The sequence below is a fragment of the Rhizobium sp. K102 genome (assembly GCF_022385315.1).
Classification (GTDB): Bacteria; Pseudomonadota; Alphaproteobacteria; order Rhizobiales; family Rhizobiaceae; genus Rhizobium; species Rhizobium croatiense.
Genome location: NZ_CP092435.1, coordinates 113,558 through 140,329 on the forward strand (window position 1 = coordinate 113,558; position 26,772 = coordinate 140,329).

The following is a 26,772-nucleotide window of genomic DNA, read 5'->3' on the forward strand; positions in this document are numbered from 1 at the left end:
GACGTGAGCATAACAATCAAGACAGGCCTTATGGCGCTCGCCCTGCTCGGCTCGACGGCACTGACCGCGGTCACTGCTCAAGCCGCCGACAAGGAAATCAGCTGGATCTATTGCGGCGACACGATCGACCCGGTCCACACCAAATACATCAAGCAGTGGGAAGAAAAGAACGCCGGCTGGAAGGTCACGCCTGAAGTCGTCGGCTGGGCGCAGTGCCAGGACAAGGCAACGACGCTGGCCGCCGCCGGCACGCCGGTTGCCATGGCCTATGTCGGCTCGCGCACGCTGAAGGAGTTCGCCCAGAACGACCTCATCGTCCCCGTGCCGATGACCGATGACGAGAAGAAGTCCTATTATCCCAATATCGTCGACACCGTGACCTTCGAGGGCAACCAGTGGGGCGTTCCGATCGCCTTCTCCACCAAGGCGCTCTACTGGAACAAGGACCTGTTCAAGCAGGCCGGCCTCGATCCCGAGAAGCCGCCGAAGACCTGGGCCGAAGAAATCGAGATGGCAAAGACCATCAAGGAAAAGACCGGCATTCCGGGCTTCGGTCTCTCCGCCAAAACCTTCGACAACACCATGCACCAGTTCATGCATTGGGTTTACACCAACAACGGCAAGGTGATCGACGCCGACGGCAAGGTGACGCTCGACAGCCCCGAGATCCTCGCCGCGCTGAAGGCCTACAAGGACATCGTCCCCTACTCCGAAGAAGGCCCGACGGCCTATGAGCAGAACGAAGTCCGCGCCATCTTCCTCGACGGCAAGGTCGCCATGATCCAGGCCGGATCGGGTGCGGCCTCCCGCCTGAAGGAGACGAAGATCAACTGGGGCATCACGACGCTGCCGCTCGGTCCCAACGCCAAGGGCCCCGGCACGCTTCTGATCACCGACAGCCTGGCGATCTTCAAGGGTTCGGGCGTCGAGGACAAGGCGACCGAATTCGCCAAGTTCATCACCTCGCCGGATGTTCAGTCGGAATACGAACTGCAGGGCGGCGCCGGCCTCACCCCGCTGCGTCCCTCGGCAAAGGTCGACGAATTCGTCGCCAAGGACCCCTACTGGAAGCCGCTCATCGAGGGCATCAGCTATGGTGGTCCCGAGCCGCTCTTCACCGACTATAAGGGCTTCCAGAACTCGATGATCGAGATGATCCAGTCCGTGGTGACGGGCAAGGCCGAACCGGAAGCCGCGCTGAAGAAGGCTGCCGGCGAAATCGAGGCTTTCAAATAACCTCTTCTGAGGCTCATTGGGGTCGCGGCATAAACCGCGGCCCCTCCCTCTATCGAATGTGCGACGAAGGCCGCCGGCGGAGGCAGATTTTTGGGACAGCTCCTTCTCAACAATGTTCAGAAATTCTACGGCGACTACGAAGTTCTGAAGGGCGTGCAGCTCGAGGTGCGGAACGGCGAATTCGTCGTCTTCGTTGGGCCGTCAGGCTGCGGCAAATCCACGCTCTTGCGGATGATCGCCGGCCTCGACGCGACGACGGCGGGTGATATCATCATCAATGGCGTCAGGGTCAACGACCTGCCGCCGGTCAAGCGCGGCATCGCCATGGTGTTCCAGTCCTACGCGCTCTATCCGCATATGACGGTATTCGAGAACATCGCCTTCCCGCTGCGCGTCGAGAAGATGGAAGAGCAAAAGCTCAAGGCCAAGGTGGAAAACGCCGCGCGCATCCTGCATCTCGACCAGCGGCTGCAGCAGAAGCCCGGCATGCTCTCCGGCGGCCAGCGCCAGCGCGTCGCGATCGGCCGCGCCATCGTGCGCGAACCGAAGATCTTTCTGTTCGACGAGCCGCTCTCCAACCTTGACGCAGCACTGCGCGCCGACATGCGCATCGAGCTTGCCAAGCTGCACCGGCAGCTGAAGGCGACGATGATCTATGTCACGCACGACCAGGTCGAGGCCATGACGATGGCCGACCGCATCGTCGTGCTCGACGCCGGCAATATTTCGCAGACCGGCGCGCCGCTGGAGCTTTACCACAAGCCCGCCAACCAGTTCGTCGCCGGCTTCATCGGCAACCCGAAAATGAATTTTCTTCCCGTCACCTGCAAGGGCGTCAGCGCCGCCGGCGTCGAAGTCGATTATCTCGGCCAGACCGCCGTCTTGCCGGTGACGCCGCGCGACGGCATGGCGGGCAAGACCCTGACGCTTGGCATCCGCCCGGAGCATATCCAGCTGAACGGCGGCGACATCGTCTTTACCGTCACCCCGACCGTCATCGAACGCCTCGGCGCCAACACGGTCGCCTACGCCTCGCTCAACGGCGAGGCCGAAAATTTCTGCGCCATGCTCCCCGGCAGCGTCGGCATCCGCCCCGACGCACCGGTTGCCACCGGCATCAATGCCGCCGACTGCCATCTCTTCGACGAGGCTGGCATTGCCTTCGAGCGGCGGGTGGAGCTGACCGAAATCGATATGAATGTGATCAACCCGACGGCGGCTTGAGGCGACTGGCTTTGTTTCAGCGGTTCGGGCTTCGGGAGTATGGCTGCAGTGCGCCGCTCGTTCAGCTCTTTCCAGGAGAGCGAGATGTTACGAGCTTGGTAAGGCCAGCCGCGCCCCGAATCATTCGGACCGGGGCGCCTGTCTGTCATTAATCGAGCCGAGGCGATGGTGCTTTAGTACGCCATCTGCGCGCGGAGGCGGGGCACGATCCAGTCGAGGAAGCACCGCACCTTCTGCGACAGGGGATCGGCCGGTCCATGCATAACGTTCACCGGCAGCGGTTCCGGCGCGAACTCCGTCAGCAGTTCCTGCAGAGCACCGGAGCGCAGCTGCTCGGAAATCTGGTAAGACAGCACGCGGATGATGCCGATTCCTGCGAGTGCAGCCTGGACGGCCGCCTCCGTCGTGTTGACAGCGAGTTTGGGGCGCGGCTCGATGGTGAAGGCTGGACCGTCCCGGCGATAGCGCCATTCCGGCGCGGTCGCAAAGCCCTGGAAGCTGATGCCGTCATGCCGTACAAGATCTTCCGGCCGACGCGGGACGCCTCGGCGGGCGAGGTAGTCGGGGCTAGCGCAGATCACCCGTCGGGCACTGCCGACGCGCGTTGCGATCAGTGCACTGTCCGTCAGGTGGCCAATTCTAAGAGCCACGTCAACCTGCTCGTCCGCCAGATTGATCTGCCGATCAACCAGCGTCAGGCGCAGATTGATATTGGGCTGCTCCTTCAAGAATTCCAGCGCGATTGGCAGCAGATGACGCTCGCCGAAAGCAACGGGTGCGGTCACATGAAGCCCGCCACGCAGCGCCCCATGTTCGCCACTCGCCTGCCGCTCCGCCGCGTCCAGCTCCTCAAGGATACGCCGTGAGGCGGCGACGAAGGCGCGCCCCTCCTCGGTCAGCGAGAGGCCCCGGCGAGTGCGCAGCACCAAGGGCACGCCGAGGTGCTTTTCAAGATCCGCGACCTTGCGGCTAACCGTGGCAAGAGGTGCATGCAGTCGCCGCGCCCCGGCAGAAAGGCTGCCGGCGTCGACCACCGCCAGCAGTACCGACATCGCGTCAAAACGGTCCATCCAAATCCTTCCGCAATATGAGAGGAAAGTTCCCAGAATGGCAGGATACCCTACTGTTTGTGGATGTCATAGCTTCACCTTCGTTAAAGGGCGCTGCCCGGCTCCCCGTTTTGCCAAATGATCAGGAAGGACATCATGCCCAAATTTTCGCGTCGTGCCTTTGCAAGCGCTCTCCCTCTCGGCCTCCTCGGGGGAAGCTTCCTCGGCGGAGGAATGATTGAAGGCGCGTCTGCGCTTGCCGCGACACAGGATATCGCAGAAGCGCCGGTCAGTGTTACGCCGCTCGCGCAGATCCGCATCGGCCGTTTCACGGTGACAGCGCTGACGGATGGGTATGCGGATATGCCCTATGAGTATTTTCCCGGGCGCACCGCTGCGGAGGTTGAACAGGCGGCAGTCGCGCAGTTCACAGCCCGCCCGAGCGGCGTGCGGTTCCTCTTCAACCAGTATCTCGTCGAGGATGGCGAACGGCGCATCCTGATCGACGCCGGTGCGGCAGGCTCGATCGGGCAAACCGGCCAATTGCCGCAGGCGCTCGCCACGCTCGGCGTGCGGCCCGACCAGATCGACGCGGTGATCGTGACCCATATGCATCAGGACCACATGGGCGGTCTGATTCTCGGAGGCAAGAACAACTATCCCAAGGCGGAACTCTACATAGATCGCCGCGACGTCGCCCATTGGACCGATCCGGCCAAGCGCAATGGTGCGCCCGATTATCTGCAGACCAGCTTCAAGATGGCCGAGGAGGTCGTGCGCCTTTACCCGAGAATTCAAGCGATCGACGGAGAGCGGGAAATCGTGCCGGGCGTCTCGATCGTCGATCTGACCGGCCATACACCCGGCCATATCGGCGTGCGGGTCGAAGATGGCGGACAGAGCCTCATCATGGTTTCGGATATGATCTTTCCCGTCGTGCATCCCGGGGCGACCGATGTGTTCTTCCTGTTCGAGCAGGATCCTGCCGCGGCCAAAGCGATGCGCGACCGGTTTTTCCCTCGCGCCGCTTCGGAGGGCGCCCTCATCGCCGCCACGCACATGCCTTTCCCAGGGCTCGGCCGTGTCGTTGCCGACCGTGGGCAGATGCGCTGGCAGATCGCGGACTGGGCCTTGCAGAACTGACGTCCGCTCCGGCGGTCGCGAGGTAGTAACCAGTAACCGCCTCCGCGCGCGACGGATGACCGGCAAGACGCTAACGCTCGGCATCCGGACGGAGCATATCCAGCTGAACGGCGGCGATATCGTCTTCACCGTCACCCCGACCGTCATCGAGCGCCTCGGCGCCAATACGGTCGCCTATGCCTCGCTCAACGGCGAGGCCGAGAATTTCTGCGCCATGCTGCCCGGCAGCGTCGGCATCCGCCCCGACGCGCCTGTGTCAACCGGCATCAATGCTGCCGACTGCCATCTCTTCGACGAGGCCGGCATCGCCTTCGAGCGGCGTGTGGAGCTGACGGAAATCGATATGAACGTGATCAACCCGACGGCGGCTTGAAGCGCGCACCACGGCCCATACCTAGACGTAGTCCAGCCGAGCATATGGGAACCTACCGGTCGAGCAATTTACGCCGCCGCGGCTGCGGAAAGAGTAATGGGGCGCGAACGACTACTGGACCAAAGATTGGTCCTACCAGGAAACAGCGTGGCTCGATCTACCGATCCGGAAGAAGGACGAGAACGGACAGTTTGAGCCTTGGAAATACAAGGATTTGGCAGCCGCAAGCGATCATGCTGAGAGTGCCGAGTTGGCATTATCCAGGAAACGCCGTCCGCCACCCCAACTTTAGGCTGTGAAGGCTTCGACGGCGGCGGCATTTAGGGGGCGCTCAGTTGGCCGATGCGGCGTCGATATGTTTCCGCATCTGGCGGATGTCGCGGGCGGGCGGCGCGCCGAATTGCCGGAGGTATTCGCGGCTGAACTGGGATGCGCTCTCATAGCCGACCGCGAAGGCGACGACCGATGCGCTATACTCGCCTCCCAGCAGCAGCCGGCGGGCCTCCTGCAGGCGAAGTTGCTTCTGGTATTGGAGCGGGCTGAAGCCCGTGATCGCCGAAAAGTGCCGGTGCAGGCTCGCTCGGCTCATGCCGCTTGCCTCACACAGCGCATCGATCCGCAATTGTTGGTCGTGATTGTCCCTGATCCATGCGATGGCGCGGCGAATGCGGGCCAGCGGCCCCTCCGGCTGCGCGATCTGGCGGAGAAGGCGCCCCTGCGGGCCCTGCAGGAGACGATAAAGCAATTCGCGCTCAACCATAGGCGCGAGAACCGGGATGTCGGCGGGCTTGTCCAGCAGCGAAAGCAATCGGAGGAGCGCATCACGGAGCTCGACCGTCATCGGATTGATCGACAGACCGATCTGCTCGCCGTCGCTCTCCCGCTTGGGCGGCATGGCAGCGGCCAGTTCTGCCAGCAAGGCGGGATCGAGTGTCAATGAGACGGCGACATAAGGGCGATGCTGGTCGGCGTCCAACACCTGGCCCATCAGCGGCAGATCGAGGGCGCTGATCAGATATTGTGAACTGTCGTAGCTCAGAACGCTGTCGTTGAAGGCGACGCGTTTGGAGCCCTGAAGAATGAAGCAAACCATCGACCGATAAAGGCAAGGCGTCTCACCGGTCGGGCGATCGCCGACCAGCAGCTCGACGCGCGGGATCGGCGTGAGCAGCGTGTCAGGCTTGGCGTGGCGCAGGGCGATTTCAAGATGCTGTTCGAAGACTTCGGTCATTCAAGGACTATGTCAGTAGCTCTGGCACCGGGCAAGCCAGTTGAGACAATTGGGCAAGATGTTGATCCGATCAGGCGGGTTTAGGTGAGGGCTTGTCGCTACCTTGCAGAGGCAGGCGGCGCTCATCGCACGCGATTTGCCGCTCGCCAATATTCTCTTCTGAAAGGCAGAACATGACTGACAGAATCGCTCTCATCACCGGCGCTAGCCGCGGTCTCGGTCGCGCCATGGCGCTTCATCTCGCCGACCGTGGCGTCGGCATCATCGGCACCTACCGCACCGGCGCGGCCGAAGCCGATACGTTGAAGCACGAAATCGAAGCGAAAGGCGGCAAGGCCGTCATGATCCCGCTTGACGTGACCGACACGCCGGGCTTTCCGCTCTTTGTCGAAGCTGTCGCCACGGCGCTGGACGATACTTTTGGCCGTCAGCAGTTCGACTATCTCGTCAACAACGCCGGCATCGGCGTATTCGCCAATTTCGCGGAGACGACGGAGGAACAGTTCGACGCTCTGGTGGCGACACATCTGCGCGGTCCGATCTTTCTCACCCAAAGGCTTCTGCCGCTGATCGAGGACGGCGGCCGTATCCTCAATGTCTCTTCCGGTTTCGTACGTTTCACTCTGCCCGGCTATAGCGTCTACGCGGCAATGAAGGCGGCGACCGAGGTCCTGACGCGATTTATGGCTCTCGAACTGGGTGAACGCAGGATCCGGGTGAATGCTATCGCTCCCGGCGCGATCGCGACTGATTTCGGCGGCGGCGCGGTGCGCGATAACGAGGGCGTCAATGCCTTCGTCGCGCAGGGCATCGCGCTCGGCCGCGTCGGTCTGCCGGACGATATCGGCAGCGCTGTCGCCGCAATCCTCTCCGACGACATGGGTTGGGCGAACGGCACTTGCTTCGATATTTCGGGTGGCCAGATGCTGTAAACCGCTGCCACGGCTGCGCGAGGGAGGCGTGGAGCGTTCGTCGCGCGCCAAGGCTTATTGCCGCGCGATAAAGAGAGGGCCTCCACGCCCAATCACACAACTTGGCAAATGACGTTCGTACTATGCGGTCCGGGGAGCACGCGGGCGACAGAACAGATCAGTCTGTGATCGGGCCTATTTCGCCCTCAGCCCGGCTCCTACCAGACGAGGCCGCGGGCGGCGACCTTCTCGACGCGGGTGACGATGCCACCGCGGTGGAAGACCATCGTGTCGAACAGGTTGGAGACCACGCAGGTGTGGTTCGGTATGATGAAGAGTTTTTCGCCGATCTGCGGCCGGGGGCCGGTGCAGTTTGAGAGATCGATCACGCCGTGTTCTTCCGAGAGGCTGGTGATCCGAGCCTGGGGATAACCGACGATCAGGCCGTAATCGCTGAAGCCCTGGAGATCAGAGGTCAGCGCTTTCGAGCCGGCATCGATGACGGCGCGGTCGGCGGTCGGGCGGGAGACGACGGTGGCGAGCACGTGCATGGCGCAATCGTCCTCGGTGCAATGGCCCATGCGCACCATCTGGCGGTCGTTGTAGATATAGGTGCCGGCGCGGTGTTCGGTGGCGGAGGGGACGAGATGCGCCTCGAACAGGCTCGGCGTTCCGCCATTGCTGACGATCGGGCAGGCAATGCCGTCGGATTTCAGGCGGCCCAGCGTCTCGGCGATGAAGGTTTCGACGGCGGCGGCCGATTGCGGCTTCGGATAGGTGACGATGCCGCCGAAGGTGAGGCCGTCGGCGGCGGCGACGCGCCTGGCGAGCGAGGCCGCCTCATCAGGTGTCTGCACGCCGCAGCGGCCGCCGCCGGTGTCGCATTCCACCAGCACGGTCAGCGGCTTGTGGCCGGAAAAATGCGCTGCGAGCCCGTCGACCGTCACCTCGCTGTCGGCGACGACCTTGAGGGCCGAAATGCGCGCATTCAGCCTGGCGAGGCGCTCGAGCTTCTGCTGTCCCAGAATGTTGAAGGTGATGAGGATGTCGTTGAAGCCGGCTTCGGCGAAGACTTCCGCTTCCGTGACCTTCTGGCAATTGATGCCCTTGGCGCCGGCGGCGACCTGGGCGACGGCGAGCGCCGGGATCTTGTGCGTCTTGATATGCGGGCGGAAGTTCAGCCCGTGCTCATCCATATAGGATTGGACGCGGGCGATGTTGGCGGCCAGCCGGTCTTCGTCGATCACGGGACGCGGCGTCGAGAGATCGGTGATCCGGTCTCCTGCCTTGGCGACGACGGCAAAGCTGCGATCAGGCATTCAGGCGGCTCCGCGTTTTAACCCATGTGGATCGGCCACGATCGGCCATATCGTCTTCGGCGCCCGCCGGTACGGCGTCGTCGCCGGATTATTGGGATAGGGCGTTCCGGCGGAGCAGTAAAGGATTTCCGCGGCGATCTTCGAAAAGGAGGCGAAGAAATGATTGGTGGATTTGATGGCCAGGATCTTCTGCTTCGTCGGATCGATGCCCATCACCGAAAACAGGCTCGGATCGAAGCTCTGGGCGCGCGTCGAGTTGAGGATGATGTCGATGCCGTCGAGCACGATATGGGCGGCATCGCCGAAGGGGGCGAGGCTCTCGCCGAACTGCATCTCGGCATTCCTGACCAGCCTGACGACCTTGACCGTGCCGTCGATCGGATTGCCGGTGCCGGGCGCCGATTTGGCGCCGAAGCGCAGCGGGATTTCCGCCCCCTCGCCTGCCGCAAAACAGATCTGCACCGCCATCGGATCCCAGATGGTGCCGACCGCCGCGCTGGTGACGCCGCGGGCCATCAGCTCGGCGAGGATGACGGTCGCGTCACCCGCCGTGCCGCCGCCCGGATTGTCCCAGACATCGGCGATGACGACGGGCCATGCGGTGGCGGCGATGGCGCGCGAGACCGCTTGCCTCTCGTCGATCTGCGGCACCATGAAGGTGCCGCGCTTGGAAAAGAGTTCGAGGCCGAGATCGCGCGCCAAGGCGGCGCCCTTCTCCGGCTTGTTGTCGGTGACGACGAGCAGCTTCGTTCCCATCTCGGGAACGTCGCCGACCATGAAGCCGTGGATCACCGAGATCGACAGGATCTCGGGATCGTCCTTTTCGATCCGCATGATCTTGTCGACGAAGGAGCGCATCGGGTCGCGCGAGGTCGGGAAGACGTCGATCATGCGGCAGTCGAACACCGACATCAGGGGCTTGACCCGGCCTTCGAGCGTGTCGACGGCGATCCGCCAGAGATCCTCGGCGCGGTCGACGAAATCCGTGTGTGGAAATTCCTTGAAATAGACGGCGAAATTAAGCGCCGCGACGCGTTTTGCGGTGAGATGGCTGTGCGGATCGAGCTCGGCGCAGATCAGGACATCAGGCCCGACGATCTCGCGCATGCGGGAGAGAAGGTCGCCTTCCGTATCCTCATAGCCGGCCGCTACCATGGCGCCGTGCAGGCCCATGACGACGGCGTCGACCGGCATGGCCGCACGGAGTTGGTCGAGGATTTCGTCGCGCAGGTCCTCATAGGTCGTCCGGTTGACGAGGCCTGCCGGATCGGCCCAGGTGGCGGTTCCCTCGATCAGCTCCCAGCCCTTTTCCCTCGCGACGCGCCGGCCGACGGTGATCGGCGCGGTGCAGAGCGTCGGCGTCTCGGGGTGCTGGCCGGGCGGGGCATAAAGCGAGGCTTCGAATGCGCGACGATCCACGCAGATCGGGGAGAAGGTGTTGGTCTCGGTCGCCAGTGCTGCCGTGAAAATGCGCAAGAAAGTGGCCTTCGTGTTGTCGGCCCCGCCTCACCCCATCGGGTTCGGCAGGTAGCCGGTGAAACCTGAGATCTTCCAGCGTCCCTGGTGCAGCCGGCAATAATAGAGCGTCTGCCATTGCAGGACATCGCGGGTGCCGTCGGCCTTGGTAATGCCGCCGTCGAATTTCTTGCGGACAAGCGCCGTCTCGCCTTCGATCTCGATATCTTCGAGCGTCGTCGTGGTGAAGATCGCCGTGCGCGGATCTTCGGCGAAGCTCTGCCCGGCGAATTCTCTCGCCTGCGTCAGCCACTCCTCGCGATAGGCCGCGAGCGAGGGAAAGGCGAGCCGCCATTTGTCGGGGTTCACCTCCTTGCGGCCGTCGATGCCGATGAAGCCCTCTTCGACGAAATCATCCTCGACCATCGACCAGTCGGCGGCGAGAAAGGCATCGATATCGCGCGAAACGAGCATTTCCCAGATCGCGTGCCGGGCGCGGTCGGACGGGAAAGGGTTTTGAAAAGGATCGCGCATGTTCGCCCCGGATTGAAATTCTTTTCATAAATCGCGTTTTTCACTGGTCAAATTCTGCTTTCTATGGTCATTTGTCAACGTATCAAGAAAATAATTTGCAAGGACTTCAGCATGCCCATCAAGCGCTATGGCACGGTTCAAACGGGCGCCGGCGGCAAGACGCTGCCATTCGCGCGTGCGGTCGAGGCCGATGGATGGCTCTATGTTTCCGGCCAGGTTGCGATGGAAGACGGCGAAATCATCGACGGCAATATCATCGCCCAGACCCACAAGACGATCGCCAATGTGCTGGAGATTCTCGAGGAGGCCGGCTACGGCGTCGAGGATGTCGTGCGCGTCGGAGTCTGGCTCGACGATCCGCGTGACTTTTGGACCTTCAACAAGATCTACCAGGAGTATTTTGGCGAGCATCCGCCGGCACGCGCCTGTGTGCAATCGTCGATGATGGTCGATTGCAAGGTTGAGATCGATTGCGTGGCCTATAAGAAGAAGGGCGCGTAGCGAAAGATCGGAGGGAGGCGGTTTGGATATCTTTTCGACATTGCAGGAAGATAAGAGCCGGCTTTCTCCTTCGGAAAACCGCATCGCCGAGATCATCGTCAACGATTTCGAGTTTGCCGTGAATGCCTCGATCATCGAGCTTGCCGAGCGGGCCGAGGTGTCGCCGCCGACCGTCACCCGCTTCTGCCGGCGGCTCGGTTGCGAGAGTTTTTCCGATTTCAAGGTGCAGCTCGCCCGCACCGCCCATATCGGCGTGCGTTATCTGAAGCCGGAATCGAAAAGCACCGAACCGGCCGATGTCGCCCAGGATATCATCACCAAGGCGCAGAACGCGCTGTTTCTGCTGCATCGCTCGCTCGATCTTGCGGCGATCGAAGCGGCAGTTTCGCATATCGCCAAGGCCGAGATGATCTATGCCTTCGGCTCGGGCGGCAATTCGTCGATGATCGCCGACGAGCTGCAGAACCGCCTCTTCCGTCTCGGGCTGCGCATCACCGCCAGTTCCGATCACAGCATGCAGCTGATGATGGCGGCCGCGGCCCGGCCGGGCGATGTGCTGATCGGCTCGTCCTTCTCCGGGCGGAATATGGAGCTGGTGCGCGCCTTCGAGCTTGCCCGCGGCGCCAAGGTGAAGACGATCGCGCTGACCCAGACGGCAAGCCCGGTTGCCAAGGCGGCCGAAATCGTCGTGCCGATCGACCTTCCCGAAGGCAACAATATCTACCGCCCGACCTCGACGCGCATCGCCTATATCGCGACGGTCGATATTCTCTCGAGCCTGGTCGCCTATGCCGTTCAGCCGAAGGCGACGACGACGCTGCGGCGCATCAAGCAGCAGCTCGTCATCCACCGCGACGGCGACGACCGGCAATTGCTTGGAGATTGAACCCATGAGCGGGAGTGCGGGAAAATGACCCAATCGGCAGCGATCGTCACGGGTGCGGCGGGCGATATCGGTGCGGCGATCGCCGCACGGCTTGCCGATGATCACGACGTGGTATTTCTCGCCGATATCGATGCCGCGGCTGCGGCCGCCGTCGCGTCGAAGCTCGGGCCGGCCGGCCGTTTCGTCGCCGTCGGCTGCGATGTGACCAGCGAGACGAGCATATCGGAATTGGCAGGACGCGCCGCCGAGGCCGGGCTGGTGCGAACCCTCGTCAACAATGCCGGTGCGGCCCGCGCCACCAGCCTGCACGAGACGACGCCGGAGATCTGGCGGGCGGACAATGCGCTCAATCTCGAAGCCGCCTTCCTGTGCTTCCGCGCCTTCGAGCCGATGCTGAAGGCGTCCAAGGGCTCTGTCGTCAATATCGCCTCGGTCAACGGCATGAACGTTTTCGGGCACCCGGCCTATAGCGCCGCCAAGGCCGGCCTTCTGCATTTCACCCGGCTGGTCGCCGTGGAATACGGCAAGTTCGGCATCCGCTCGAATGCGGTGGCACCCGGCACGGTGAAGACGCAGGCCTGGGAGGCGCGCGCCGCCGCCAATCCCAATGTGTTCGAGGAAGCACGCCGCTGGTATCCGCTGCAGCGCGTCGTCGATCCCCGCGATGTCGCCAATGCCGTAGGCTTCCTGGCCGGCCCGCTTGCCGCCGCCATTACGGGCGTCTGCCTGCCCGTCGATTGCGGGCTGACGGCAGGCCAGGCCGAGCTGGCGCGGACCTTCTCGCAATCGGAGCATTATTGATATCAGGCGCTCCGACCTCTGAGCCGACAAGACAGCATAGCGTGACTTTCAGGACTGCCCGCCGCGGCCGCGCCTGCCGATTTCCCTGACGATTGACGACCCGATGAGCCGCCTCTTTCCTGATGTCTTCCGCAATCCGGCGATCCGCGCCAGCATGATCGCCATTTTCACCTTCGGCATGGCGGGGGCGATGACCGCGCCCTATCGGTCGATCGTCGGCATTCGCGAACTGGGGTTGAGCGACGGGCTCTATTCCTTCCTCGCCTTCGCCTCGGCGGCGGTGAACGTGGTGATCAGCGTCCTGCTCGGCAATCTTGCCGACCGGCTCGGCGAATATCGGTCGGCGATGATCGGCGCCTGTCTCTTCGGCATCGTCGGCTACGGCATGATCTATGCCTTTCCGAGCGCGGCGATCTTCGCCGTCAGCGCGCTGCTGCCGATGCCGATCTACGGGGCGCTGAATTCGCTGCTGTTTGCCAATGCGCGCGCCGCGATGCAGGGCATGAGCCGGAACGACGTGGTGACGGCCAACTCCGGCGTGCGGGCGATGATCTCGCTCTCCTGGGTGCTGATCCCCGGCGTCACCGGCCTTGTGCTTTCGGGTGCGTCGAGCATGCTGCCGGCCTACCTCTTCGCCAGCCTCTCCTGTGTGTTCTGCCAGGGCATCATCCTCTTCGCTTTGCCGAAACGGGTCGGAACGGAAATGGCGGCGGTTCATCATCTCACCTATCTCGGCGCGCTCAGGCAGGTGGTTTCGCCGCGGATTTCGGCGCATATCGCAGGCGTGGCGCTGATCACCAGCACGCTGCATCTGAACGACGCCCTGCTGCCGCTGATCGCCACCGGCGCGGCCCATGGCCGGCTCAGCGATGTCGGCATTCTTGTCGGCATCGTCGCGCTTCTGGAGGTCGTCTTCATCATCGTCTGGTCACGGATCGCCCGGAAGACCGGGCAGATGACGGCACTGGCCGCCGGCACCGTCATCTATGCACTGTTCCTTGCCCTTCTCGGCTTTGCCTCCGCGCCATGGCACCTCTATGCGCTGACCGTGCTTGCCGGCATAGGTGCTGCGGCGATCATCAGCATTCCGATCACCTATCTGCAGGATCTCATCGCCGACCGGCCGGGGCTCGGCAGCGCGCTGATCTCCGTCAATATCTTTGCGAGTGCCGGGATCGGCGCGCTGGTCTTCGCCGCCGGCACGTGGATCACCGGTTATTCCGGAACCGCCATTCTGAGCGCCGTCACCGGATTGTCTGGGATCACCCTCCTCGGCCTCCTGCACCGACGCAAGGCCCATCGAGCCGAGGTCGCCGGCAAATAGGACGTGACGCAGAATGTGGGGCTTTCATCGATGTTCGTCTTGTGACAAGGGTGAGACTGCATTTCCTCTGAAGGCGACATGAAGGCGATCTCCGGCACGAATCTCGAGCAGGCCAAGTCTCACAATCGGCGGGTGGTGATCGAGTTGATCCGCACGCACGGTTCCCTGTCGCGGGCGGCGATCGCCCGGATGACGGCGCTGACGCCGCAGACGGTGTCGAATATCGTCGAGGAACTGGAAAGGTCGCATCTGCTCGTGGCCGCCGAGGCGCAGAAGCTGGCGCGCGGCCAGCCGATCATCCCCTATTCGATCAATCCGGCCGGCGCCTATTCGATCGGCCTCGAGCTTGGCCGCCAGCGGGCGAGCGGCGTGCTGACCGATCTCTCCGGCGCCGTCTGCGCACGCGTCGAACGCCAGGTCGAACACCCCGATCCGCAGCGGGCGATGCCGGTCCTCCAGTCGATCGTCGAGCATCTCAAGCAGGCCTTCGCCTTCGACCAGGAGCGGCTGCTCGGCGTCGGCCTCGCCCTGCCCGGCCGTTATGCCGAGGGCGGCACCACCTCTCTCAGCCCGCAGAGCCTGCCCGGCTGGCAGGGTTTTCCTGTTGGCCGCGAGCTGGAACAGCGGCTCAATGTGCCGGTGCTGGTCGAGAACGATGCGACGGCCGCGGCGATCGGCGAGCGCCTTCACGGTGTCGCCCGCGGCCTCGCCAGTTTCGTCTATCTGTTTCTGGCCGGCGGCGGCGGCATCGGCGCCGGCATGTTCCTCGACGGCCATCTCTACAAGGGCAGCCGCAACAATGCCGGCGAGATCGGTCATGTCATCGTCGAGCCGAATGGCAGGATTTGCAGCTGCGGCAAGCGCGGCTGCCTCGATCGGTATGTCTCGCCGTCGGTCGCCTACGAATTCATGGGCATCGCCAATACAGGCGAGCTGTCGCCCGACGCGCTCGACGCGCTGATCGAAAGCGGCAGCGACGGTCTGGACGCCTGGCTCGACCAGGCCGTCCAGCCGCTGCGGCAGACCATCGATTTCCTCGAGCTCGCCTTCGATCCTGAGAGCATCGTGCTCGGCGGCAGCCTGCCGCCATCGCTGATGCGCCGGCTTGTCGAACGGCTGGAGCCGCTGCACGATCCGATCGATCCCGGCCGGCAGCGGACGGTGCCGCGTGTGATGATCGGCATGACCGGCCAGGATACCGCCATCCTCGGCGCCGCCGCCCTGCCGATCTTTTCCGAAACCAATCCACGCTTCGACGTGCTGCAGAAGCCGGTCGGCTAGCTCTCGCCCGTCCTTCAGCCGCGTGCCGGCAGGCTCGCATCTGGTTGCGGCGGGCGGCGCGCCAGAGGGCGCGCAAAGATGATCACGTTCCCGAGCAGCGTCAGCGCCAGGCCGATCAGGCCGAGGCCGGTCCAGTGGTAGCCCTCGAACACCGTCGACAGCGATAGGGCGACGATCGGGAACAGCACGGTGGCGTAGGCCGCGCGTGAGGAGCCGATGCGGGACACCAGCATCAGGTAGGTGGTGAAACCGATCACCGATCCGATCGCCGAGAGATAGAGCAGCGCGGCAAGATAGGTGATGCCTGATGGTGCCACGATCGGCGTCTGCGTCACGGCAATCAGGACGAGGAGGACGATCGTGCCATAGGTCATGCCCCAGGCATTGGCGGTCAGCGGTGAGATTCCGGCCGCGCTGTTGCGGCGCGACGCCATATTGCCCAGCGAGAAGAACAGCGTGCCGAGCGCTGCCAGCCCGATCCCTTTCAACGTGTCCATATCGAAATCGACGACGACCTCCTCTCCGAACAGCAGGAGAAGGCCGGTGGCACCGAGCGCCGCTGCGAAGAGCGTGCGGCCTGTTATGCGGTCGCCTAAAAAGAGCCGCGCATTGACGGCATTGTAGATCGTTGCGAGCGAGAAGATCACCGAGATCAGCCCTGAAGGAATCGAGGCGGCGGCGTTGTAGAAACAGATGAAATTGAGGCTGAACAGGCAGAGCGCTTGCGCAAGGATGAAAGGTTGATCGCGCAAGGCAGGGACCTTGAGTCGGCCCATGACAGCCAGGATGGCGACGAGGATCACCGCTGCCAGCGCAAATCGGTAAAAGACCGAGACCAGGACCGGCACGGGACCGACCTGCATCGCAATGGCGATCCATGTCGTCCCCCATATGAGGACGGTCGCGATGAAAAGAACGGCATTTGCCATGGAGTAATCCTCGTTTTCTCCACGAATAGGCAAACGGCCAGCAGGTCTCTTGCAGATTCTTGCTATGAAATCGGTGTGCCCGGACTTCCCCCCTCGCCATATCAGGCGTCTCTCCGTATTGTTCTGAAGGCGTGGCCAGCTGTGGGAAAGAATTGGTGAAAGATAGCCGCCTCTCGGTATTCAGGTTTTTGTCCGCCTCTCCCAAGGCGCGGATGTCACAGTCGATCGATCTCGGTTTCGGGCGATCGGCTGCCATCTGGAGCAATGCGCATGACCGGATGAGCTATGAGCGGCCGGACGGGCATACTTTCAGTCTTTATCTCAGCGGTGGCGCCGGAACGCGTCGGCTGGATGGCGGCCCCGGCGCGCGCGGCCGTCCTGGTGTGCTGTGCATCATGCCGCAGGGGCACTCGTCCGAATGGGAAATCACCGACTTCTTCGAATTCGTCCATTTGTATGTTCCCGACGATCAGATGCGCCGGATGTTTGCCGAGACGTTTGACCGCGATGCGCGGCTGATGGCTCTTCCCGAAGTGACCTTCGCCGATGCGCCCGCTTTGGCGCTGAGGCTTCGGCAGATGACGGAAGCGATGTTAGCGGGCGGTCATCTGCTGGCCGAAGAAGCGATGACGCAGGCAATCAACGATCTCTTCGTTGATCCGCGTTATGGAGGCATGCGCGCCCGCGCGATCAGCGGCGGGCTCGCACCGCATGTGCGGCGCCGAACTCTGGATTATATCGAGGCCCATCTCGGTGAGACGATCCGCTTGCAGGATCTGGCTGATATCGGGCAGCTCAGCGCTTTTCATTTTCAGCGGATGTTCCGGGCAAGCTTCGGTGTGTCCCCACATGGCTGGGTGGCGCACCGGCGTGTCGAGCGCGCCAAATCGATGTTATCGGGCATGGAGCCGATCGCGCAGATCGCATCGGCCTGCGGCTTCAGCAGCCAGAGCCACCTGACCCGGGCCTTCAAGTTGGGCACAGGCGTCACACCCTCCGCCTACCGCCAGCGGCAGTGAAGGCCGGCCTTACGACTGTTGCAGCCCGTAAAGCAGCGGCATCAGGCCTGCGAGCGCCTTGAAGCGGTCCCATGACTTGGCCGACGGCTTCGTCCAGCCGGTTTCGGCAAGCCCCGAGATGCGCGGGAAAACGAGGCGGTCGAAGACGGCGCGGTCGGTCATCGGTTCCGACCAGATGCAGGCCTGGATGCCGAGCAGTTGCTGCTTCTGCGCCGCCGTCCAGCCGCCGACCGGATCGAAGTTGTAGAGCTTTTCCGCATCCGAATTCCCCGCCCAGCTGGCGCCGGGCTCATCCCAGTCCGGCCTCAGCGCCATGTCGAGGTAGTAGACCTGGCCGGGGCAGACGACCATTTGATAGCCGCGTTCGGCGAGCTCGGCCGAGACCTCGACATTGCGCCAGCTGCAGAGATAGCTCTTCTCCTTGTCGATGACGTCGCCGTGCGCCGCCTCTTCCCAGCCGCCGGTGATGCAGCCTTTGCTCGCCAGGAAACGCTGCACGCGCTCCAGGAACTCCGCCTGCAGGATCGCCGCACCCGAGCCGTGAATGTCGTCGGCGCCATGCGTATTGGTGACGACGTTCAGCCGCTTGGCATGGGCATCGGCAACCGCGTCGCCGGCGACGGCGCGCAGGCGATCGAGTGCTGCCGGCGAGCCGGACCATGCGCCGAGCGGCACCTCGTCGGCGCCGAGATGGATGACCTTGAACGGAAAGAGCTCGATCAGTTCGGAAAGAATGGTCTCGACGATCTCGTAGGTCTGCTCGCGGGCCGGGTTGATGCAATTGTCGGGAAAGCCCTGGACGGAGTAGTAGCTGCCCTTCTCGGCCGGATCGCGCAGCTCCGGTATCGCCTGCTGCATGGCGTAGCAATGGCCGGGCATGTCGATCTCCGGCACGATCTCGATGCCGAAGCTTTTCGCCTGGGCGACGATCTCGCGGATGACGGCTTTGCTATCGTAGCCGCCCGTCCGCGCCGGGCTCGACCCGAGCAGCGGCGGCACGGCAAGGCCGTGGCCGCGCCAGGCGCCGATCTCGGTCAGGGCGGGATAGGCGTCGATCTCGACGCGCCAGGCCTCGTCGTCGGAAAGGTGCCAGTGGAAGCGGTTGAGCTTGTTCCAGGCAAGCACCGCCAGCAGCTTCTTGACCTCGGCGGCGCCATAAAACTGGCGGGCGACATCGAGATGCAGGCCGCGCCAGCCCATCGCCGGCTCGTCGACGATCTCGCCGGCTCCGGGAAACTGGAAGACCCCGGATGCAGCCTGGCGCCGCGCCAGATCTGACCGAGCGTGACGAGGCCGTAGAGAAAGCCGGTGCGGCTGCTCGCCTCGACCGTCAGGTTTTCCTCGTCGAAGCTCAGCCGATAGGCTTCGGGGCCGAAGCCGGCTGTATCCTTCAGCACGACCGGCACCGCGCCTTCCGCCTCGGTGCGCACAATGCCTTCGACGGCGAAGAGATGGTCGACCAGCGCCGCGAAGCTTTGCGCCGCCTCCTCCCCTTCGGTGCTCTGCGCCCGCGGCGCAAAGCCGGCCGGCAGCGGACGGCGCGAGGCGACCGCGACATGGTTCGGCCAGGGGATGACCGAAATCTGGACGGGCGCGTTGGCCGGAACCGGATAGATTTCGGCGCCGCGCTTCAGGGCCGCATTGCTGACCGAAGAGCGCGTCGGCTCGATGCCGAGCACGACGGTGCTGCCATCGGAAAGCGCGAGATAGGCGCTCGTCGCGCCGTCCGTCCAGTGGCGGAACTGCCAGCTCAGCGCATAGACGGAGATTGTCCAGGTCTCGCCGGCGCCGAGCACGAAACCGGCCGGCGGCTGGAATACGGTGAAATTGGAAAGCCGCTGCGAGACCGTCGCGCCTTCGACGCGCCCGGCGGGATCGATACGGCCCGGGCCGCTGACGCAGAGGGAAAAATTCGAAAGCGGTTCGCTGCCGAGGTTCTTGAGGCGCAGGACGTAGGAGAATTCCTTGCCGTCGGCGGGCGGGTTCCAAAGGGTTTCAAGCCGCAGGGCGTTCGGTCGCGGTGTCGACATCATCACTCTTCCTTGAGGGAAAACCAGGTTTTGAGCGTTCCGGCACAGGCGCCGGGATCGCCATGGCGGTTGAAGTCAATCAAATTGATTTAATATTGATAGTCGGTTTTTCGCCGGGGCGTCAATCGGCGATGCGGAATTTCTGCGGCCGACCCCAGGGCCAATGCCGGCCGCCGATCGCAGGATAAGCTCCCCATGGTCGAGGTGTCGCATTTCGGGAAAAAATTTCGGCGGGCCGCCGCGCGTTAACGATTAAGGTACCTTTAAGTACCATAATTGATCCAACGATGGCGAATTGACCGCCCGATACGGGTCGATAAGCATGAGGCTGCTCGCCACGGCCCGGATGTTCCCGGATGCAACCCGTCCAACTTCCGAAGCAGGCGAATTTCCAATGACGAGCATCAATACGAACAATTCCGCAATGGCAGCCCTCCAGACGCTGCGCAGCATCAACTCCAACCTCGAATCGACGCAGAACAGCGTTTCCACCGGTTATCGCGTCGACACCGCATCCGACAACGCCGCCTACTGGTCGATCGCCACCACGATGCGCTCCGACAACAAGGCTCTTTCGGCCGTCTCCGACGCCCTTGGCCTCGGCGCGGCAAAGGTGGATACGGCTTACACGGCCATGGAAAGTGCGATCGACGTCGTCGACGAGATCAAAGCCAAGCTCGTGGCCGCCACCGAAGACGGTGTCGACAAGTCCAAGGTCCAGGAAGAAATCAGCCAGCTGCAGGAACAGCTGATGAGCATCGCCCAGTCGGCATCCTTCTCCGGCGAGAATTGGGTTGCCGGCGAGAGCGGCACGAAAAGTGTCGTATCGTCTTTCGTCCGCGACGGCTCCGGCGCCGTGTCCGTCAAGATGACGGAATATGCTTTGGACACCAGCTCCGCCGGCAATGTGCTGTTCGGGATGAGCAGCGGGTCGATCGAAACCTCCTCGGGTATCCTCGGAACGGCGGATGCAAACGGCGATTCCGTTTACTCGCTCGACATTACCGACTTTACCACCGGTCAGATCCAGTCGGCGCTGTCGACCATCGAATCGGCGCTGTCGGCGATGACCTCGGCCGGTGCGCAATTGGGTTCGATCTCGACGCGCATCGAGCTGCAGGAAGACTTCGTCAGTGCGCTTTCGGACTCGATCGACTCCGGCGTCGGCCGCCTGGTCGATGCCGACATGGAGGAGGAGTCGAGCAAGCTGTCGGCCTTGCAGACGCAGCAACAGCTGGCGATCCAGTCGCTGTCGATCGCGAATTCGTCGTCCCAGAACATCCTGTCGCTGTTCCGCGGCTAATTCTGGTCGATGCAAAGGGAGCCGGGCGCATAGAACGCCCGGACCACATTCGCTGATCGAACCCCGAGCCTGGCCCCCGGCCAGGCTCGGTCGCATTCGGGCATGGAGCCGCCATTTCACGAGACCTTGTCGATCTGTCGATCACCGGTAAGATTTCTCTCACTCTTTTTGCGCCATCCTCTGAATTCCCCTCTGGCACTCATCGACGAGATCTCCATGGCCCCCAACCGGACGCGCAGCTTGCAAATGCCCCGACGCGAAGAGCTTGGGCTCTTTGCGATCAGCAACGGTTCCGGCCTGTCGATATCGGCGCTGCCGAACGGGACGCTGTTTGCCATCGACTATGCCGACGACAAGGGATCGGTGCAGATCAACCAGATCCAGGGCTCGCCGCTCATCGGCGGCATTGGCCGCCTTTATCTGCGCGTCGGCGGCGCCCGCCCCGATGTCGTCGAGATCGTCGGCCCCCGTGCCAAAGGCAGTTTCGCCTATGATGCGACGAGCTTCTCCTGGAGCGGCAAGACAGGCGATATCGCCTACGACGTCCGCCTCGCGCTTCATCCCTCCGAAACGGCATGGTTCTGGCGTGCCTCGATCCGACATCTGAAAGAGGGAACGCTGCCGGCGGATCTGGTGCTGATCCAGGATGTCGGCCTCGGCGACCGCGGCTTTCTGATGAACAGCGAGGCCTATGCCTCGCAATATGTCGATCACCACATTGCCGAGCACGAGGCCTATGGCTGCGTCGTGATAAACCGGCAAAATCTCAAACAGTCGGGCGGCCGCAACCCCTGGCTGGCGCAAGGCTGCCTCGACGGGGCTGTCGCCTATGCCACCGATGCGATCCAGCTAGTGCAGGCAAAGGGCCGGCTCGACGACCTGCTGGTCGGCGCTTTCGGCACGCCGCTGCCGAGCGAACGGCGGCAGCAGGAGACCGCCTGCCCGGCCGTTCAATCGAGATCGCTCTCGGTCACACCAGATGGCGCGACGGCGACGTTCTTTGCCCTGTTCGCCGCCGATCATCCCGAGGCGTCGAGCGATGCCGATCTTTCGCGGCTCGACGGCATCGAGCTGCCGGACGATGCGGCCATCGAGCGAGCGGCGGCGGCGCCGGTTCGCAGCCTGCTCCAGGACGCTCCTCTGCTGGAGGTCGAAACGCTGGATAAAAAGGCGATCGGCCGGCTCTATCCCGAGCGGAGCCTGGAAGAGCGCGGCCACGGAAAATTGCTTTCCTTTTTCGTGCCGGACGGTGCGCTCAACCGCCACGTCGTGCTGCGCGACAAGGAGCTCATCGTCGCGCGCCGCCACGGCGCGATCGTCCGAAGCGGCCAGAACATGCTGCTGGATGATGCCACGCTTGCCGCCACCTGCTGGATGCAGGGCATTTTTGCTGCACAGCTGACGATCGGCAACACATCCTTCCACAAGCTCTTTTCCGTCTCGCGCGATCCCTACAATCTGACGCGCGCCAGCGGACTGCGCATCATGGCCGATGTCGGCGCTGGCTGGCAGCTTCTGGCGGCGCCATCGGCTTTCGAAATGGGTTTGAGCGACTGCCGCTGGATCTATCAATGCCCCGAGCGCACGATCATCGTCACGGCCGTTGCCTCCGGCGCGGATGCGGCGATGCAATGGAGCCTCTCCGTCGAAGGCAAGCCGTGCCGCTTCCTGGTCTTCGGTCATGTCGTGCTCGGCGAGCGCGAATATGACGCGGGCGGGCAGATCGACTTCGACCCCTCGCGCAAACGCGTCGCCTTCCGGCCCGACCCCGCCTGGCTCTGGGGCGGGCGTTACCCCGATGCCGTCTGTTGGCTGGTCAGTTCGACGCCCGATGCCATCGACGAGATCGGCGGCGACGAGCTGCTCTATACCGATGGCCTTGCGCGCAACGGCGCCTTCGTGGCGCTGCGCTCCCGGCCGACGCAGGCCCTCTCCTTCGCCGTCGTCGGTTCGATGACCGATGCTGAAGACGCCGAGCGGCTGGCGCAACGCTATGAGGCCGGCGTCAGCGACGAAGCGATGCTCGCGCCGGCAGCGACATTCTGGCGCAACGCCGTGCGCGGCATGCGGATCGACAGCGCTTCGCCCGATCTTGCCGCCCAGGCGACCCTCCTGCCCTGGCTTGCACATGACGCCATCGTGCATCTGAGCGTGCCGCATGGACTTGAACAATATACGGGGGCGGCCTGGGGCACGCGCGACGCCTGCCAGGGGCCGATCGAATTCCTGCTCGCCTATGAGCATGACCGCGAGGCCAAGCAAGTGCTGAAAACCGTCTTCAGCGAACAGTACCTGGAAAAAGGCGACTGGCCGCAATGGTTCATGCTGGAGCCCTATGCCAACATCCGGGCGGGCGACTGCCACGGCGATATCATCGTCTGGCCGTTGAAGGCGCTGTGCGACTATATCGAAGCGACCGGCGATCTCGCCATTCTCGACGAGGAGGTGTCCTGGCGCGATGAAAACACCATGCAGAAGGCGCCCGAGGCCGACACCATCGCCGTCCATGTCGAGAAGCTGCTCGATACCGTCCGCGAGCGTTTCATCCCGGGAACCCATCTGATCCGTTATGGCGAGGGCGACTGGAACGATTCCCTGCAGCCGGCCGATCCACATCTGCGCGACTGGATGGTCAGCAGCTGGACCGTCGCCCTGCTCTACGAGCAGATCGTTCGTTATTCCGCCATCCTGCGCCGTCTCGGCCTTGGCGAGAGAGCCAAGGCCCTGAGGAAGATCGCCATGGCGATGCGCCGGGATTTCAGCCGCCATCTCGTGCGTGACGGCGTCGTCGCCGGCTATGGCATTTTCGACCCGGCCCATGACGGCGTCGAATTGCTGCTGCATCCGAGCGACACGCGCACCGGCCTCTCCTTCTCGCTGATCGCGATGACGCAGGCGATGCTCGGCAAGCTGTTCACGCCGGCGCAGCGGCGCGATCATATGCGGCTGATCGAGGAGCATCTGCTTTTCCCCGACGGTGTGCGGCTGATGGAAAAACCCGCGACCTATGCCGGCGGGCCTGAAACGCTGTTCCGCCGGGCCGAATCCTCCTCCTTCTTCGGCCGCGAGATCGGGCTGATGTATGTGCATGCGCATCTGCGTTATTGCGAAACGCTTGCCCTGGATGCTGCCGCGGACGCGCTCTGGGAGGCGATCGCCGTCGTCAATCCGATCGCCGTCACCACGGCCTTGCCGCAGGCGTCGCTACGCCAGCGCAATACCTATTTCAGCAGCAGCGACGCGGCCTTCCCTGATCGCTATCAGGCGGCGGATGATTGGGCGCGCGTCAAGGCCGGAAAGGTCGCCGTCGATGGCGGATGGCGCATCTATTCAAGCGGCCCCGGCCTCTACACCAGGAGCTTCGTCGAAAATATCCTCGGTTTCAAACGACGCTTCGGCCGGCGCAGCCGCAAACCGCTGCTGCCGGCGGCGCATGCCGCCCTCGATCTGCGGACGGATCACGCCGCCTGGCGGCGGTTGATGAAGCCGAAGCCGCAAATTTGAAATTCAGGAAAGGCCAGAGCATGATACCGAAAAGTGTGAGCGGTTTTCGGACGACATCATGCTCTAACTCTTTAATTTAGAACAGGATTCAGATTAGGCCGGCCGGCCTAAAATCATCCTGTTCTACTCGCGTCGCGCAGCTCTTCGAAGCGCGCCGCACTCTTCGACAGGTGGCTGCGGATCGCGCGTCGCGCGGCCGCTTCGTTGCCGTCGCGGATCGCCGCGAAGATGGCGTGGTGTTCCCTGCGCATGCGGGCGGCATGGCGCTTGCGCTCGAAGCTGGTCATCTTGTCGAGGCGCGCCCATTGGCGCGGCACCATAATATCGCCGAACGTGTCGAAGAGGCGGCTGTAATAGGAATTCTGCGTCGCGACCAGGATCGACCTGTGGAAGGCGTAATCCTCCTGCGCGCCGTATCCGCCCTTCTCCAGCGCCTTGTCGAGGGCATCGAGGCGGTCCTGCATGCGCTCGACGTCCTCCGGCGTGCGCCGCAGCGCGGCAAGACCGGCGGCTTCATATTCGACGCCGATGCGCAGCTCCAGCACACGCAGAACCTCGTCGATCGACTGCAGGTCGTTGGGGATGATCGAGAAGGATCGCGGGTTGGGATCGTTCGAAACGAAAGCCCCCAGGCCCTGATGCGTGGTGATCAGGCCTTTGGCGCGCAGGGTGGCGAGCGCCTCGCGCACGATCGTCCGGCTGACGCCGGTTGCCGCCATGATCGCCTGTTCGGTCGGCAGGCGCTGGCCGGGCTTCAGGTCGCCGGATTCGATCTGCGCCATCAGCGTATCGGCAAGGCCGCTGCGCAGGTTCGGCGGCTGGCGACTGGTGGTGAAGAGCGCGTTGTCCTTGTCCGTCATCCCGATCGAAATCCTGCCTGTCGGCGCGGCGGCGCCGGCCGCTGTCCCTTTGCTAACGCATGCCGGCGGGAAAGGCAAAAACGACCCACGTTGCGGCAGCTCTGTATCCGGTCACCCCGCGCGGATCACCGCGCCAGCCAGCCGCCATCGACCGGCAGCACCGTTCCATGCACATAGTCGGATGCCGACGATGCCAGGAAGACGGCCGCACCGCCGAGTTCATCGGGCTTCCCCCAGCGCCCGGCCGGAATGCGGGCGAGAATAGCGGCATTGCGATCCGGATCCTCGCGCAGCGCCGTCGTATTGTTGGTGACGAAGTAACCCGGCGCGATGGCGTTGACGTTGACGCCCTTGCCGGCCCATTCGCAGGCAAGCAGCTTGGTCAGGCCGGCAAGCCCGCTTTTCGAGGCGGTATAGGAGGGGATGCGGATGCCGCCCTGGAAGGACAGCAGCGAGGCGATGTTGATGATCTTGCCCCTGCCCTTGTCGACCATGTGACGGCCGGCCGCCTGCGACAGGAAAAAGGCCGTCTTCAGGTTGACGTCGATCACTGCGTCCCAGTCTTCCTCGGTGAAGTCGAGCGCATCGGCACGGCGGATGATGCCGGCATTGTTGACGAGGATGTCGAGGCCCCCAAAGGTCTCGATGGCCTCGGCGACGATCCCCTTGACCGGCTCGATGGTGCCGAGATCGGCCTTGATGACATGGAAGCGGCTGCCCGCTTCCTTCACCAATGCTTCGGTTTCGTCCATCGAGGAGCGCCCGACGGCGACGATCGAAGCGCCGGCCGCAGCCAGCGCGGCCGCGATGGCCTGGCCGATGCCGGTATTGGCGCCGGTGACGACGGCCGTCTTGCCGGAAAGATCGAAGGGATTGGCCACGGCGCTCACCTCAGATCCGCAATGGCGATGTGATCCATGTCGGTGAAGCTCTTGTTGTCGCCGGCCATCGCCCAGATGAAGCTGTAATTCTTGGTGCCGGCGCCCGAATGGATCGACCAGGGCGGCGAGATGACCGCCTGCTCGTTGGCGACGAGCATATGCCGGGTCTGCTGCGGCTCGCCCATGAAGTGGAAGACGCGCTGCTCGGCTTCGAGATCGAAATAGAGATAGGCTTCCATGCGCCGGTCATGCGTGTGGGCCGGCATGGTGTTCCAGACGCTGCCCGGCTCGATCATGGTGAACCCCAAAGTGAGCTGGCAGGACTGGCAGACCTCCGGGTGGATGAACTGGTAGATCGACCGCTTGTTGGCCGTCGCGGCTTCGCCCGGCGTCAGGTGGCGGGCCTTTTCGCGGGTGAGCAGCACGGTCGGATGCGTCTGATGGGCCGGCGTCGAGACCAGATAGAACTTGGCCGGATTGGCGGCATCCGCGCTTTCGAACCTGACGTCCTTTGCGCCCTTGCCGGCGTAGAGGCAATCATATTTGGCAAGATCGTAGCTGGTGCCGTCGACGATGATGCGGCCGGCGCCGCCGATGTTCAGCGCGCCGAGTTCACGCTCGGCAAGGAAGGTTTCCTGTCCGATCGCCGTCGGCGCCGTCAGCGTCAGCCCGCTGCCGAGCGGCGTGGCGCCGCCGATGACCATGCGGTCGTAATGGGAATAGGTCAGCCGGATTTCGCCGCCTTCGAAGATGGTTTCCACCAGAAAGTGACGCCGCAGCGTTTCGGTGTCGTAACCGCGCACGGCCTCGGGGTGGGAGGCGTGTCTCACGTCGATCTGCATGTCAATTTTCCTTCAGCTTCATTGTCGTCAGGTGGTAGCGCTATTGCGGAAAGCTGGTCATATCAGACGGTTTTCCGCTGCGGTGGTATCCGTCTGGTTACATAGTTGTACGACAAGTTCGGTGTCAACAGCTTTG

The 26,772-nt window shown here is 63.4% G+C and carries 21 protein-coding genes and 2 pseudogenes; 13 read left to right on the top strand and 10 right to left on the bottom strand.

All coding sequences use genetic code 11. The features are described from left to right. Window positions 1-30 precede the first annotated feature (30 nt). Both MHI61_RS04505 and ugpC read left to right on the top strand, forming a co-directional pair. Window positions 31-1,236: an ABC transporter substrate-binding protein gene (locus tag MHI61_RS04505; RefSeq protein ID WP_239789770.1), complete on the top strand. Its 1,206-nt coding sequence runs from the start codon at window positions 31-33 to the stop codon at window positions 1,234-1,236. Window positions 1,237-1,326: 90 nt separating this feature from the next. After that, window positions 1,327-2,460, top strand: a complete 1,134-nt coding sequence (ugpC, locus tag MHI61_RS04510) for a sn-glycerol-3-phosphate ABC transporter ATP-binding protein UgpC (RefSeq protein WP_239789694.1) — start codon at window positions 1,327-1,329, stop codon at window positions 2,458-2,460. Window positions 2,461-2,633: 173 nt separating this feature from the next. Here ugpC and MHI61_RS04515 read toward each other — a convergent pair whose 3' ends face one another. Further along, window positions 2,634-3,530, bottom strand: a complete 897-nt coding sequence (locus tag MHI61_RS04515; RefSeq protein ID WP_222140977.1) for a LysR family transcriptional regulator — start codon at window positions 3,528-3,530, stop codon at window positions 2,634-2,636. 135 nt (window positions 3,531-3,665) lie between these two features. On the opposite strand from MHI61_RS04515, the gene MHI61_RS04520 reads away from it, so the two are divergent. After that, window positions 3,666-4,652: an MBL fold metallo-hydrolase gene (locus MHI61_RS04520; protein ID WP_239789695.1), complete on the top strand. Its 987-nt coding sequence runs from the start codon at window positions 3,666-3,668 to the stop codon at window positions 4,650-4,652. Between the two features lie 61 nt (window positions 4,653-4,713). Then, window positions 4,714-5,025, top strand: a pseudogene (locus tag MHI61_RS04525) (TOBE domain-containing protein); the annotation flags it as partial. 331 nt (window positions 5,026-5,356) lie between these two features. Here MHI61_RS04525 and MHI61_RS04530 read toward each other — a convergent pair. Next, window positions 5,357-6,256 carry an AraC family transcriptional regulator gene (locus MHI61_RS04530; protein WP_239789696.1) on the bottom strand — a complete coding sequence of 300 codons (900 nt, stop codon included), beginning with the start codon at window positions 6,254-6,256 and terminating at the stop codon, window positions 5,357-5,359. A gap of 173 nt (window positions 6,257-6,429) precedes the next feature. On the opposite strand from MHI61_RS04530, the gene MHI61_RS04535 reads away from it, so the two are divergent. Further along, on the top strand, window positions 6,430-7,188 hold the full coding sequence (locus MHI61_RS04535) for an SDR family oxidoreductase (RefSeq protein WP_239789697.1): 759 nt from the start codon (window positions 6,430-6,432) through the stop codon (window positions 7,186-7,188). Window positions 7,189-7,385: 197 nt separating this feature from the next. On the opposite strand, the gene MHI61_RS04540 is transcribed toward MHI61_RS04535, so the two are convergent. From MHI61_RS04540 to MHI61_RS04550, 3 genes are read right to left on the bottom strand one after another with little or no spacing between them, the layout of a single operon-like run. Then, window positions 7,386-8,486, bottom strand: a complete 1,101-nt coding sequence (locus MHI61_RS04540) for a D-TA family PLP-dependent enzyme (RefSeq protein ID WP_239789698.1) — start codon at window positions 8,484-8,486, stop codon at window positions 7,386-7,388. Continuing rightward, window positions 8,487-9,962, bottom strand: coding sequence for a M81 family metallopeptidase (locus MHI61_RS04545; RefSeq protein ID WP_239789699.1), 1,476 nt, complete (start codon window positions 9,960-9,962; stop codon window positions 8,487-8,489). Between the two features lie 30 nt (window positions 9,963-9,992). After that, window positions 9,993-10,475, bottom strand: a complete 483-nt coding sequence (locus tag MHI61_RS04550; protein WP_239789700.1) for a hypothetical protein — start codon at window positions 10,473-10,475, stop codon at window positions 9,993-9,995. Between the two features lie 111 nt (window positions 10,476-10,586). Here MHI61_RS04550 and MHI61_RS04555 point away from each other — a divergent pair, with 111 nt between their 5' ends. The 5 genes from MHI61_RS04555 (at window position 10,587) to MHI61_RS04575 (ending at window position 15,268) form a co-directional block, all read left to right on the top strand. Next, window positions 10,587-10,976, top strand: a complete 390-nt coding sequence (locus MHI61_RS04555; RefSeq protein ID WP_239789701.1) for a RidA family protein — start codon at window positions 10,587-10,589, stop codon at window positions 10,974-10,976. Window positions 10,977-10,998: 22 nt separating this feature from the next. After that, window positions 10,999-11,862: a MurR/RpiR family transcriptional regulator gene (locus MHI61_RS04560; protein ID WP_239789702.1), complete on the top strand. Its 864-nt coding sequence runs from the start codon at window positions 10,999-11,001 to the stop codon at window positions 11,860-11,862. Window positions 11,863-11,886: 24 nt separating this feature from the next. Further along, window positions 11,887-12,663 (top strand): SDR family oxidoreductase, encoded by a 777-nt coding sequence (locus tag MHI61_RS04565; RefSeq protein WP_239789703.1) that lies wholly within the window; start codon window positions 11,887-11,889, stop codon window positions 12,661-12,663. Window positions 12,664-12,766: 103 nt separating this feature from the next. Next, the gene (locus MHI61_RS04570; protein WP_239789704.1) at window positions 12,767-13,987 is read left to right on the top strand and encodes an MFS transporter; all 1,221 of its coding nucleotides are present in this window, start codon (window positions 12,767-12,769) and stop codon (window positions 13,985-13,987) included. A 78-nt stretch (window positions 13,988-14,065) separates the two neighbouring features. After that, on the top strand, window positions 14,066-15,268 hold the full coding sequence (locus MHI61_RS04575; protein WP_239789705.1) for an ROK family transcriptional regulator: 1,203 nt from the start codon (window positions 14,066-14,068) through the stop codon (window positions 15,266-15,268). Window positions 15,269-15,282: 14 nt separating this feature from the next. Here the strand turns inward: MHI61_RS04575 and MHI61_RS04580 are convergent, their stop codons facing one another. Next, window positions 15,283-16,197: a DMT family transporter gene (locus MHI61_RS04580; protein WP_239789706.1), complete on the bottom strand. Its 915-nt coding sequence runs from the start codon at window positions 16,195-16,197 to the stop codon at window positions 15,283-15,285. Window positions 16,198-16,475: 278 nt separating this feature from the next. Between MHI61_RS04580 and MHI61_RS04585 the strand changes: the two genes are divergently transcribed. Beyond that, window positions 16,476-17,216, top strand: coding sequence for an AraC family transcriptional regulator (locus MHI61_RS04585; RefSeq protein ID WP_239789771.1), 741 nt, complete (start codon window positions 16,476-16,478; stop codon window positions 17,214-17,216). Window positions 17,217-17,225: 9 nt separating this feature from the next. Here MHI61_RS04585 and MHI61_RS04590 read toward each other — a convergent pair. After that, window positions 17,226-19,246: pseudogene (locus tag MHI61_RS04590) on the bottom strand (beta-N-acetylhexosaminidase). A 394-nt stretch (window positions 19,247-19,640) separates the two neighbouring features. Between MHI61_RS04590 and MHI61_RS04595 the strand changes: the two are divergent. Beyond that, entirely contained in the window at window positions 19,641-20,549 is a 909-nt protein-coding gene (locus tag MHI61_RS04595; protein ID WP_010056808.1) for a flagellin, read from the top strand. 216 nt (window positions 20,550-20,765) lie between these two features. Further along, a complete protein-coding gene (locus MHI61_RS04600) occupies window positions 20,766-24,053 on the top strand; it encodes a cellobiose phosphorylase (protein ID WP_239789707.1) in 3,288 nt (1,095 codons plus the stop codon). A 113-nt stretch (window positions 24,054-24,166) separates the two neighbouring features. Here MHI61_RS04600 and MHI61_RS04605 read toward each other — a convergent pair whose 3' ends face one another. From MHI61_RS04605 to kduI, 3 genes are all read right to left on the bottom strand, one after another. Further along, window positions 24,167-24,913 carry a FadR/GntR family transcriptional regulator gene (locus MHI61_RS04605; protein WP_239789708.1) on the bottom strand — a complete coding sequence of 249 codons (747 nt, stop codon included), beginning with the start codon at window positions 24,911-24,913 and terminating at the stop codon, window positions 24,167-24,169. 125 nt (window positions 24,914-25,038) lie between these two features. Beyond that, the gene (gene kduD / locus MHI61_RS04610; RefSeq protein WP_275593070.1) at window positions 25,039-25,803 is read right to left on the bottom strand and encodes a 2-dehydro-3-deoxy-D-gluconate 5-dehydrogenase KduD; all 765 of its coding nucleotides are present in this window, start codon (window positions 25,801-25,803) and stop codon (window positions 25,039-25,041) included. Beyond that, on the bottom strand, window positions 25,800-26,636 hold the full coding sequence (gene kduI, locus MHI61_RS04615) for a 5-dehydro-4-deoxy-D-glucuronate isomerase (protein ID WP_239789710.1): 837 nt from the start codon (window positions 26,634-26,636) through the stop codon (window positions 25,800-25,802). Before kduI ends, kduD begins: the two co-directional genes overlap by 4 nt. Window positions 26,637-26,772: the final 136 nt, after the last annotated feature.